The organism is Gilliamella sp. Fer1-1 (assembly GCF_001690825.1).
Classification (GTDB): domain Bacteria; phylum Pseudomonadota; class Gammaproteobacteria; order Enterobacterales; family Orbaceae; genus Gilliamella; species Gilliamella apicola_C.
In genome coordinates, this window is the sequence record NZ_LZGX01000077.1 from 15,500 (window position 1) to 27,270 (window position 11,771).

The window sequence follows — 11,771 nt, forward strand, 5'->3', positions numbered from 1 at the left end:
TGACTAATAACCATTTTGAGAGATATCAGGTAAAAAGCGGTTATTCTTTAATCTATAAACCTCACTATCAATGGTTCCATTGGTATTAAGCGTAATTTCTCGCCAACCAGGTGCATCATCACTTGATAATTGAAAATCATAACATTCCGTTTTAAATTGGAAACAAGTTGAAGGCGTTGAGAATGCCTTACATTTATGCCAAACATAATCTTGTTTCTGATGAATATGTCCCCAACCTAGTCCTCTTACATTTGGATGTTTTTGGATAACTTTTTCTAATTGCTCATAATTTTTTAAAATATGATGATCTAACCAATGGCAGCCTGAATTAATGGGATGATGGTGTAAAAAAATTAACGCATATCTATGAGAATGTTCAGTTAAGGTGTTGTGTAAAAATTCGAGCTCAGATTCGTGTAAAAAGCCATAAGCTTGACCAACAACTTGGCTATTTAATAGAATTGTCAGCCAGTTATCACCCAACAGTACGATTTTATTATCGACAAGTTGATAGTTTGCAAACACTTCTTGCATATGTGCATAATTATCATGATTGCCTGCCAACCATACACATGGAGTGTTAAATTTATTTATTTGTTCAGCAAAACGAGCATAAGCTTTTTTAGAGCCATCTTGCACAAAATCACCTGTTGCCACAATTAAATCATATTGCCTATTGCCTTTCTTTATGTCATCGATAACAGCTAAAAAACTTGCATTAGAATTAATACCAAGCAACGAGCCACTATCTTCTGCAAAAAGATGGGTATCAGTTATATGTAATATTTTGCCGTAATTTTTATTACGGGTCTGAAGCTCTAAAAATGACCCCAAAATTTACCTCAATTATTTATTAATCTATAATTATGGTTAATAATGTCAGCAATAAAATAGGTATTGTGATTGAAAGTAAAATACCCTTATAAATCATATTATTATATTAAACTGTGAAATAAATCACACATCTATGAAAGGAATAATTAAACATAATTATAAAAAGTTATTTCCATTCATTTTGTAATAGCTGATGATTAAGCTCCAACCATTGAAGGGCAATAATTGATGCTGCATTGTTAATTATTCCATCTTCAATCCACTGATAAGCTTGAGAACGGCTTACGACATGGACTTTAATATCTTCACTCTCTTCGGCAAGGCCATGAATCCCCTTAGCTGTTGATGAGTCAACTTCACCAGCCAATATATGCAATTGTTCAGTTAAACCGCCGGGTGAGGCTAAATAACTAATAATAGGTTTACATCGACCTATAGTGATTCCCGCCTCTTCCATTGCCTCACGCCTTGCTACATCTTCTAAGGATTCATTCTCGTGATCCATCATACCAGCTATTAGCTCTAACATCCAAGGGCTGTCTTGAGTTTCAATAGCAGCAATCCTAACTTGTTCTATTAGTACCACCTTATCACGCTTTGCATCATAAGCTAAAAGCACAACCGCATTTCCACGTTCTAAAATTTCACGAGTGACAACCTCGCTCATTGAGCCGTCAAACTTGCGATATTGAAAACGGTATTCAAATAAAGAAAAAAAACCTTTATACAAAATTCGTTTAGTTAAATTAACGATATCATTTTTGTTAAAATTTACCGGATTATGTTTAATTTTCATATAAATTCTCGATTGTAAACTGAATTTGAATAAAAAGTGCGAATAGCATACAAACAATGCTTACTATATGCTAATTATCTGTTAAAATTACGCTATTAGAGATGATACTATATTTTAATGATTTCAAAGAGAAGATTAATGAAAAAAACCTTAACTTTTTTAATTGGATTATTGCTAAGCCAATCTGCTTTCGCTGAAAATTTAATACAAGTTTATGAACAAGCTAAAGAAACCAACCCAGATCTACGCAGCTCATTAGCGGAAAAAAATAAAGCATATGCAGCCATTTCTGGTTCTCGGGCAAGTTTGTTGCCACAAATAGGTTTGAGTGCTTCTTATGGTGTAACGCATGGTCGGCGAGATACAAGTGGCGTAAAATCTAAAAGCGGAAATTTATACCAAGTAGCTGTATCGCAAAGCATTTTTAATTTTTCAAATTGGAAAGGCTTAGATATTACTAAAAAGCAAGCAAGCGTTGCTGATATCGCTTATCAATATCAAGGGCAAACACTAATATTAAATACTTCTGTTGCCTACTTTAATGTTTTAAAAACACTTGATGCATTGAGCTTTATTGATGCACAAAAAAAAGCAATTGGGCGTCAGTTAGAACAAACTCGCCAACAACACCAAGTCGGTTTAGTTGCAATTACTGATGTACAAAATGCTCAAGCAAACTATGATCTAACCGTTGCGCAACAAGTTAATACTTTAAATGATCTAAACAATGCAATAGAAGATTTACGTCAAGTGAGCGGTCGTTTTTATTCTAGTTTAGCAAGCGTTAACACCAATACCTTTAGAACAGAAAATCCAACGCAAATCAGCACATTGTTAAAACAATCTGAAACGTCTAATCTTAATTTACTCACCATGAAATTAAATCAAGATATTGCACGTGAACAGATCAAACTTTCTCAATCAGGTCATTTACCTACAGCAAATTTAGATGCATCAACTAATCTTAATAAAACTGACCGATATGGTAATAATGTAGCAGCTGGTGGGCGTGGTGGTAAATCTTATTCTGGGAATAATTATGTTGGTGTTAGTGTTAATCTGCCTATCTTTTCAGGTGGTGCAACAATGTCTAAGGTCGAACAAGCACAACAAAATTACGTCAGCTTTAGCGAAAAATTAGAAAGCACCAACAGAAACGTGATTAATCAAGTACGTTCATCATACAATAATATTTCATCATCAATTAGTGCAATCAAAGCTTATCAACAAGCTGTCGTTTCTGCACAAAGTTCATTAGAAGCAACTAATTCTGGCTATCAAGTTGGAACACGAACAATTGTTGATGTATTAAATGCGACAACACAGCTATATAGTGCAAAACGAAACCTATCTGATGCAAAATATAATTATTTAACTAGCTTGCTACAATTAAAATATGCGGTGGGAACTTTAACCGCCAATGATTTAGTTTATCTCAATAATATGTTAGGTAAAGAAGTAAGTACTTTAGCTACGATAAAATAATCATTAATTCTGTTATAATAACTTTTTAAAAAGGCGAATAAACCGCCTTTTTTATTATGTCATTAAAAAATATATCTACCACTTCATACCTAGCCTTTACTGAAGGGCTTGCGCAGGAATTAAAACAAGCTAACGTCAATTGATAGCAAAGGGATTTGTTGGGCTGTAACGAAAACCGAATTTGGTGAAAAGCCAATAAGATCAGTCAATACAATAATGATGCGAGTTTTACCTAGCACCATAAAGCAAAGCAAATCGCCAATTTTTTACTGGCTTTATACGATAGCAACAAAGTTATTGGTGAGATTAATACTAAAGATTTCTCTTTTGCACTAAAAGATAGCCTATTTTCTTATTCAGGAAATCCGTCAGAAAACCAAAAGTAAGAAAATAACGAATTTACCAGCAATATTCAGTCGAAAATATTAATTTTAACAAAAATGAGTTTTGGCAATCGTTATTTTGATTGCCAATTTCAGTATAAAAAAGAGAAATATAGTATATCGATTTAAAGTAGCTTTTTATTTATTGCGATTAAAAAATGGCGTTTAAATGAAATTGGACGCCAGACATGAAATAGGTTTCTAAGTGTAAACGGAAAGGTTTTTATAGGTTTTTTAAAAAGTTTAAGTAACCAACCATCAGTTCCCTCAAACGACATAAATTCAAAACTTAATGTATGATCCGATAAAATTTTAATATTCCAAAGCCCACAAGCGCTAAGCCAAGCATATGCTCCACCGCCAATTTTGGCACGATCAACGATATGGTAGTTTTTTGAATCAAGTAGATAGATGAATAAAACTTCTTCCCAAGGACCACCATCTTCCGTCACAAAAATTAAAACGTAACAGTCATCATAGCTAAAAGCCATTTCTAAATAGCGACCTTCTAGTTTTTCATCATAGCAAACACCATCAACTTCAACAAGCGAGCTAATTTTACCTCTTTTGCTTTTAGGTAGCGGTTTTAATGTAATATTAGATATCGGTTTTATCATGTTTATCCCAAAAAATGCTTATTAATAAAAACCTATCAATAAGAAACTTAATAAAGTCAACAATTAATAAGCAAAATAATAAAATACCCATATTGAAAATAAATTATAAAACTAATTAATGAATAGAACTTGAATTAATATTATTACAATATAAAAACCAATATACACACAATTACATTTGAATTAGATTCATTAACGATTCTATTTTTGCAATTCTATCTTCAACTTTTTTGGCTGCACCATCCAATGAATATCCATCTTCCATCAATTCTTGAATTAAAACAATTTTTTTTATATTCGCTAAATCAAATTGACGAGACTTAGATTGTGGATCAACCGTTTTAATGATGCCTTTTTCTTCCCAATATCGTAATTTTCTAACTGGAATTTTTGTCATCTCAGAAACCTCTCCAATACCAACAATCACGGTTGATAAAAAGTCATCATATGCATTTTTAGCAGAGATATCTTCCATAATAAAACCTTTTTCATCGTTTATTTTTTTATATTTTATCGATTAAATTATATTGTACAACAAATTATGTTGATTTAAAAACCATAATGGATATATACTCCAATTGTTGTAGTTTAAATACAACAATAAAACTTAAAGGACTCATCAATGAAATATAAGTTAATCGTAGGAACAACATTAATTCCTTTTATAGCACTTGCTGTTGTTACCCTTCTATACATTTTTTTACCCATTCCAGAAAATTTACTAATTTTTATCAAAGGTAGCACACCAAGTAATGTCAGCTTATTGACAAGTGTGTTTGGTATTTTTTACGCGATTGGACTAATTATTTGGGGAATTTTATCGGATAAAATAGGCAAAGATTTTACTTTAGCAATAGGCTTACTACTTTTAGCATTAATCACTTTTATTATTCCATTGATAAGTGGTTATTATTTATTATTGCTAGCACGTTCCATCCAAGGCTTTTGTGCAGCCTCATTTCCACCTGTTGCATTATCGTGGATTTCGGTCAACCTTGCTGATGCAACAAAATCTAAAGCAATCTCAATTATTAGTTGTGCGTTTCTACTCGCAACAACCATTGGGCAATGGTTTGGTTCAATAATGATTGTTGATTCACTGCATAAGTCTATGTGGTTTTTAGGTATTATTTACGCATTAGGCGCTGTATGCTTTTATTTCAACAGTTCAAAAAGCAATAGAAAAAAACCAACACCCCAAAAAACAACAATAACTTCAATTTTTAGTAAACTTCCCAATATTTTGTTTAATAAAAAATTATTTCCTATCTATTGTTGTTCGCTCTTTGTTTTACTTAGTTTCGTTAGTCTTTATTCAATATTACACCATAGCTCATTAATCATTTATGTACCAACACTACGTAATATAAGCATTATTGCTATATTATTTAGTCTAACAGCTGGTTATATATTTAAGCTAATCAAACCATTATACGTATTATTCATGGCATTATGCCTAATGAGCATTTCGTTATTAATTCACTGTTTTTATATTAATGACCAATTAAATTTTGTTAGTTTTTTATTTATTATCCATTTTATATTTATTTTTGGACTAGCCTATGCCATTCCATCAATGATTACATGTATTACAATCGAATCTGAAGCTGAAAGTCGTGGCATTGCCATATCGCTATACACCTGTGTTTTATTTATTGGTGCGAGTGTAGGCGCCTTTTTACCAACCATTTTTGAAACAAATACTTTAATTTTACTCGTCACCCTTTTCCTATTTATTTGTGCATTGCAACTAATGTTAAATAAAAGAAATTACCATTAAGGTTTTTATAATGAAAAAAATATTTATTAGCTTAATAATTATAACAAGTTTTTTAAATTCAACTTGTTACGCCGAAGAAATGAGTACAATAAAGGAACCCACTATGAACTCAACGCAAATACAACAAGCAAAAAACATACTTGAACCAAATTTTCAAAAGTTATTACAAAATGCAGAACGTGATTTTAATTTTGTATTAACTAAACAAGGACTCCACAATAAACAGCCTGTCACTCTTTATCGTTTTGAACCCAATGAAAGCATACATCTTGAACAACAACATGTTTCATTATTAATAAATGATACTACTAAAAATTTACAAGGGTTAGTAAGATTACTACCTAAATATCAGTCTTCTAGCCAACAAGTTTCCAAAGAAATCGCATTACAAATTACTCTAAATTTTCTTAAAGACTATGCACCAGATTTATTAGAAAACTATAATAATAATTGGATCAATACCCATAACGAAACTATTATTGTTGATGGCAAAAAAAACACACTAACTGGAATGAAAGTCAAATGCCGTGATTTAAATACTGGCCTCTATTTTTGGACTATTATAGGACCTGATCAAACAGTAATGGTTTTTGAAAGAGATATTGACTGGGATTTTATTCGAGCAGGAAGGCAAACTCAAAAATGGTTACATGATAGTTGGTTAGCTAAACACTTATAATAGAAAAACAACTCTAAAAAACAAACGCTACAATTATTTATCAAATAAGCAAATTTTATACTGAAACGCATAATTTCCTGAAACATCTTAACAAGTATATTAACTTGTTAAGATGCAGTTATTTATAATAAAGATATCAATTACGAAATTCGCATTCCTGGTTTAGCGCCACTATCTGGTGATAGTAGGTACACACCTTCGCCATCATCTTTACCACTTGCACAAAGCACCATACCTTCTGAAACACCAAAACGCATTTTGCGAGGTGCTAAGTTTGCAATCATAATAGTTAAACGACCTATCAGTACTTCAGGATCTGGATAGAATTGCTTAATGCCAGAAAACACATTACGCGTTTCATCACCAATATCAAGCGTTAGTTGAAGTAATTTATCTGATCCTTCAACAAAACTGGCGTGTTTAATTAAAGCAACTCGCATGTCGACTTTAGCAAAATCGTCAAAATTAATTGTTTCAGCGATAGGTTCGGCAACTTGGGTTTTAGCTGGTGTTGCTAAGGCAGCTTGTTGTTTAGTTTCTTCAATCATGGCTGTGGCTTTGTCCATATCAATACGGTTAAATAAAGCTTTAAATTGATTAATCTTGTGGTTTGTTAACGCATCCCCAATGGTATTCCATTCTAATTTACTATTTAAAAATGCCTCAGTTCGTTCAGCTAATGACGGTACAATCGGTTTTAAATAGGTCATTAAAATGCGGAATAAGTGAATCCCCATTGAGCAAATATCTTGCAATGCTTGATCTTGTCCTTCTTGCTTAGCAACAACCCATGGTGCTTTTTCGTCAATATAACGATTCGCTTCATCGGCAAGCGCCATGATCTCACGAATGGCTTTACCTGATTCGCGTTGTTCAAAGAAATCGGCAATCACTTTCGCTTTTTCCACAAATAATCCATAGAGCGCTGGCTCTGCCACTTTATCCGATAATTTGCCCTCAAAACGTTTATAAATAAATCCAGCCGAACGTGAAGCAATGTTGACCACTTTATTAACTAAATCACTATTCACACGTTGCACAAAATCTTCAAGGTTTAAATCAATATCATCAATATGCGGTGATAATTTAGCGGCGTAATAGTAACGTAAACAATCGGGATCTAAATGTTTTAAATAGGTGCTTGCTTGAATAAATGTACCGCGTGATTTAGACATTTTAGCACCATCAACAGTCACATAGCCATGAACAAAAATATTCGATGGTTTGCGATATTGGCTACCTTCAAGCATTGCAGGCCAAAATAAGCTGTGGAAGTAAACAATATCTTTACCAATAAAATGGTAAAGCTCTGTACTTGAATCTTTATTCCAAAATTCGTCAAAAATGGGTTTATTTTGTTTATTGCAGTAATTTAAAAAAGATCCCATATAACCAATGGGTGCATCTAACCAAACATAAAAATATTTACCTGGCGCATCTGGGATTTCAAAACCAAAATAAGGCGCGTCACGGCTAATATCCCACGGTTGCAAGCCAGCTTCAAACCATTCTTGCATTTTATTCGCAACTTGATCTTGCAACGTCCCAGAACGGATCCACGCTTGCAACATATTTGAGAAAGCAGGCAGATCAAAAAAGAAGTGCTCTGATTCTTTCATAATGGGGGTGGCTCCCGAAACAACAGACTTAGGGTTAATTAAATCAATCGGGTTATAAGTTGCACTACAAACTTCACAGTTATCACCATACTGATCTGGTGCTTTGCAACGTGGGCATGTGCCTTTTACAAAACGATCGGGCAAAAACATCTGTTTTTCAGGATCGAACAACTGTGAAATGATTTTAGTTTTAATGTAACCATTAGCCTTTAAACGCTGATAAATCTGCTCTGATATTTCGCGGTTTTCAGGACTATGTGTTGAGTGGTAATTATCATAACTAATATGGAACCCCGCAAAATCATGTTGATGTTCAGTTTTTACTTCACTGATCATTTGCTCTGGCGTGATACCTAATTGTTGAGCCTTAAGCATAATTGGCGTACCATGCGCATCATCAGCACAAATAAAATAAATTTCATTATCACGCATGCGTTGATAGCGTACCCACACATCAGCTTGAATATGTTCAAGCATGTGCCCTAAATGAATTGAACCATTGGCATAAGGAAGTGCACAAGTCACCAATATTTTGCGTTGAGTTGTCATATTAATTTATTGTCCCTTTTTATATAATGGCAGAAATAGTACATCAAACGTGGGATTATCGCTAGATTTATGCCATAATTTGATTAAATTTCTATACTCGATTGCGCTTTGTAAGTAAGCAAGTAAGCAAGCAATTATTTTTTTGAGGATGAAAATAATGTATTTGATGGTGTCCCACCATTTACGGTGTTTTACCCTCTTAAGAAGAATTGATTGAAAGTGAAACGAGCCTAAATATCGATACATAAAGAGATAACCATAATGAACATTGAAGTCAAAAAAATTCTTGAAAATTTTACGCATCCAACTTTACAAAAAAATTTACTTGAACTTAACGCACTAAAAAAATGTGAAATAGTTAATCATTGTTTATCTATCACTTTAGCTATGCCCTTTGTTTGGCAAACCGCTTTTGAGGAATTGAAAAAAAAATCCACTCCTGAATTACTTAAGCTTAACGACATTAACGAAGTTGACTGGCATATTGAATACCCAATAGCGACATTAAGGCGCGCTAATGGTCAACATGCTATTAACAATATAAAAAATATCATTGCAATAAGCTCAGGGAAAGGAGGCGTAGGCAAATCATCAACGGCAGTTAATCTTGCGCTTGCCTTACAAAAACAAGGCGTCAAAGTAGGCATTTTAGATGCTGATATCTATGGGCCATCGATTCCTACCATGCTAGGTACAGAAAAAGCGCAACTTTTTACACCCGACAATAAACATATGACGCCAATAATGGCATACGGGCTAGCCAGTAACTCAATTGGTTATTTGGTTGATTCTGATGACGCCATGGTATGGCGTGGACCTATGGCGAGTAAAGCGCTATTACAAATATTACAAGATACGCTTTGGCCAGAATTAGACTATCTTGTTGTCGATATGCCACCTGGCACAGGAGATATTCAATTAACCTTAGCACAAAGTATTCCAGTTACAGCTGCAATCATGGTCAGTACACCACAAGATATTGCATTAATTGATGCTAAAAAAGGCATAACAATGTTTAATAAAGTCAATATCCCAGTGCTTGGTATTGTTGAAAATATGAGCTATCACATTTGTGAAAATTGTGGACATAATGAAGCTATCTTTGGTGAAGGTGGCGTACAGCGTTTAGCTGAGCAATATCAAACAAAATTGCTTGGGCAAATTCCACTGCATAAAATGTTACGCCAAGATCTTGATGTTGGGCAACCAACTGTCGCAAGCCATCCTGACAGTGAATTTACTCAAATTTATTATCAAATTGCTGAGCGTATTGCAGCTGAACTTTATTGGCAAACTGAAGTCATTTTACCAGATATTGCTTTTAAAACGTTATAATTTAAAAATTACCGTGTTATGTAATATTGGCTATAAAAAGTAGTCAATATTATTATCTGGTATTGTATCAATTTGGTAAAAATGAAGCATAGCTACTTTTAAAAAAACATGTACCTCAGTAAAAAAATACACGCTTAAAGTTAAGCATATTTCACTCTAAAAATCGTTCAGAAAACTAATTGATTTTATTAAAGTTTTTATTTGTGTTTTTTCTAAAAATAATTCCTGTTTATCCAATAACAACCAATAAGTACTGCCTTTGCTGACGTTAGAATAGGCTAACCAAACGATTCTCGCTAAAAAATGCTAAGATTTGCAATTTACTTTATGATTTATTCATATAATCATTTAATAACCAAAAATGTTCAGTTATAATCGAAAGTAACCTAATCATCCCCCCATAATCTTAATCATGAACAATAATATTACCCGATCTCGTATATGGTCATCGATTCTTTGTCTTGCATTTGCAGCATTTATTTTTAATACCACAGAATTTGTACCGATTGGATTATTGCCCAATATTGCTGAAAGTTTTTCAATGGATGTTGCGCATGCTGGGTTATTGCTTACTATTTATGCTTGGGCCGTTTCGTTATTATCGTTACCATTAACTGTATTAACGTCAAAATTGGAGCGTAGGAAGTTACTCATTTTTTTATTTTTCCTTTTTATTGGTAGTCATATTTTAGCAGGGGTTGCATGGAATTTTGGTAGCTTAGTTGTAGCAAGAATTGGCATTGCTTGCGCTCATGCCGTTTTTTGGGCAATTACAACGCCACTGGCGGTTCGGTTGGCGCCGAATGGTAAAAAAGCTAAAGCAATGGGCTTTATTGTTATTGGTGTTTCAATGGCGACTATACTTGGTATTCCCATTGGTACCATAATAGGGCAACATGTTGGCTGGCGAATTACATTTTTATGTATTGCTGGTATTGCTTTTATCGTAATGCTATTACTGCTTTATTTACTGCCCACTGTGCCTAGTTCAAATATTATTTCAGCAAAAGATATTCCGCACGTATTAAAACGCCCAATATTACTTAATATCTACTTATTAACGGTTATTATTATTGCCGGTCATTTTACTGCTTATACCTATATCACACCTTTTATGAAACAGATTGGCGGATTTGACCAAACTACCGTAGTCACGCTATTACTGATAGTTGGTTTTTCTGGCATGGTTGGCAGTGTTCTATTTGCAAAGTATTCTGAAAAAAATCCAATCGCCATTCTATTGGTTCCTTTGTTATCATTAGCTGCTTGTCTATTATTACTCTATATCAGCTCATTTAGTATTTATACCATCTTTATTCAATGCCTGTTATGGGGTATTTCAATTACGATTATAGGCATGGTCATGCAAAGCAAAGTGATTGATGCCGCACCCGACGCAACAGATATCGCGACATCCGTTTACTCTGGTATTTACAACATTGGTATTGGCGGTGGCGCTTTTATCGGAAGTAAAGTTCTTATACTGCTATCAATAGGCGATATTGGCTTAGTTGGCGCAATTTTTGTCGTTATTGCTCTGTTATTATTCTGCTTTTTTTCAAGAAAATTGTGGAATAGTAAAACAATTTTATAAGCTCATATCAATTAAATAACAGCATTATTTATAACTTATAAATAATGCTGAAAATGGCTGTCTTATCTTATGATTTACTTAAAGACTCTAACTGTTCCCA

General features: G+C 33.4%; 10 protein-coding genes. 5 read left to right on the top strand and 5 right to left on the bottom strand.

From position 1 onward, the window contains the following. Positions 1 to 3: 3 nt before the first annotated feature. Together cpdA and nudF are read right to left on the bottom strand one after the other, a co-directional pair. A complete protein-coding gene (gene cpdA, locus A9G28_RS08905) occupies positions 4 to 834 on the bottom strand; it encodes a 3',5'-cyclic-AMP phosphodiesterase (protein ID WP_065580440.1) in 831 nt (276 codons plus the stop codon). A gap of 166 nt (positions 835 to 1,000) precedes the next feature. After that, positions 1,001 to 1,630, bottom strand: a complete 630-nt coding sequence (gene nudF / locus A9G28_RS08910; RefSeq protein ID WP_065567698.1) for an ADP-ribose diphosphatase — start codon at positions 1,628 to 1,630, stop codon at positions 1,001 to 1,003. Between the two features lie 138 nt (positions 1,631 to 1,768). Here nudF and tolC point away from each other — a divergent pair, with 138 nt between their 5' ends. After that, the gene (gene tolC, locus A9G28_RS08915) at positions 1,769 to 3,115 is read left to right on the top strand and encodes an outer membrane channel protein TolC (protein WP_065580441.1); all 1,347 of its coding nucleotides are present in this window, start codon (positions 1,769 to 1,771) and stop codon (positions 3,113 to 3,115) included. A gap of 508 nt (positions 3,116 to 3,623) precedes the next feature. Here tolC and A9G28_RS08920 read toward each other — a convergent pair. Further along, positions 3,624 to 4,115, bottom strand: coding sequence for a hypothetical protein (locus A9G28_RS08920; RefSeq protein WP_065580442.1), 492 nt, complete (start codon positions 4,113 to 4,115; stop codon positions 3,624 to 3,626). 172 nt (positions 4,116 to 4,287) lie between these two features. Continuing rightward, a complete protein-coding gene (locus tag A9G28_RS08925; protein WP_065567695.1) occupies positions 4,288 to 4,590 on the bottom strand; it encodes a MerR family transcriptional regulator in 303 nt (100 codons plus the stop codon). A 147-nt stretch (positions 4,591 to 4,737) separates the two neighbouring features. Between A9G28_RS08925 and A9G28_RS08930 the strand changes: the two genes are divergently transcribed. Next, the gene (locus A9G28_RS08930; RefSeq protein ID WP_065580443.1) at positions 4,738 to 5,895 is read left to right on the top strand and encodes an MFS transporter; all 1,158 of its coding nucleotides are present in this window, start codon (positions 4,738 to 4,740) and stop codon (positions 5,893 to 5,895) included. Positions 5,896 to 5,998: 103 nt separating this feature from the next. Beyond that, the gene (locus tag A9G28_RS08935) at positions 5,999 to 6,574 is read left to right on the top strand and encodes a hypothetical protein (protein ID WP_065580444.1); all 576 of its coding nucleotides are present in this window, start codon (positions 5,999 to 6,001) and stop codon (positions 6,572 to 6,574) included. A 140-nt stretch (positions 6,575 to 6,714) separates the two neighbouring features. Here the strand turns inward: A9G28_RS08935 and metG are convergent, their stop codons facing one another. Then, positions 6,715 to 8,742, bottom strand: coding sequence for a methionine--tRNA ligase (gene metG, locus A9G28_RS08940; protein WP_065580445.1), 2,028 nt, complete (start codon positions 8,740 to 8,742; stop codon positions 6,715 to 6,717). Between the two features lie 261 nt (positions 8,743 to 9,003). Between metG and apbC the strand changes: the two genes are divergently transcribed. Both apbC and A9G28_RS08950 read left to right on the top strand, forming a co-directional pair. Beyond that, positions 9,004 to 10,077, top strand: a complete 1,074-nt coding sequence (gene apbC, locus A9G28_RS08945; protein ID WP_065567691.1) for an iron-sulfur cluster carrier protein ApbC — start codon at positions 9,004 to 9,006, stop codon at positions 10,075 to 10,077. 412 nt (positions 10,078 to 10,489) lie between these two features. Continuing rightward, positions 10,490 to 11,671, top strand: a complete 1,182-nt coding sequence (locus A9G28_RS08950) for a sugar transporter (RefSeq protein WP_065580446.1) — start codon at positions 10,490 to 10,492, stop codon at positions 11,669 to 11,671. Positions 11,672 to 11,771: the final 100 nt, after the last annotated feature.

What these genes read in the sequence shown, in the direction of transcription:
- nudF (WP_065567698.1), bottom strand. Translation starts at nt 1,630, where the DNA reads ATGAAAATTAAACATAATCCGGTAAATTTTAACAAAAATGATATCGTT.
- tolC (WP_065580441.1), top strand. Translation starts at nt 1,769, where the DNA reads ATGAAAAAAACCTTAACTTTTTTAATTGGATTATTGCTAAGCCAATCT.
- A9G28_RS08920 (WP_065580442.1), bottom strand. Translation starts at nt 4,115, where the DNA reads ATGATAAAACCGATATCTAATATTACATTAAAACCGCTACCTAAAAGC.
- A9G28_RS08925 (WP_065567695.1), bottom strand. Translation starts at nt 4,590, where the DNA reads ATGGAAGATATCTCTGCTAAAAATGCATATGATGACTTTTTATCAACC.
- A9G28_RS08930 (WP_065580443.1), top strand. Translation starts at nt 4,738, where the DNA reads ATGAAATATAAGTTAATCGTAGGAACAACATTAATTCCTTTTATAGCA.
- A9G28_RS08935 (WP_065580444.1), top strand. Translation starts at nt 5,999, where the DNA reads ATGAACTCAACGCAAATACAACAAGCAAAAAACATACTTGAACCAAAT.
- metG (WP_065580445.1), bottom strand. Translation starts at nt 8,742, where the DNA reads ATGACAACTCAACGCAAAATATTGGTGACTTGTGCACTTCCTTATGCC.
- apbC (WP_065567691.1), top strand. Translation starts at nt 9,004, where the DNA reads ATGAACATTGAAGTCAAAAAAATTCTTGAAAATTTTACGCATCCAACT.
- A9G28_RS08950 (WP_065580446.1), top strand. Translation starts at nt 10,490, where the DNA reads ATGAACAATAATATTACCCGATCTCGTATATGGTCATCGATTCTTTGT.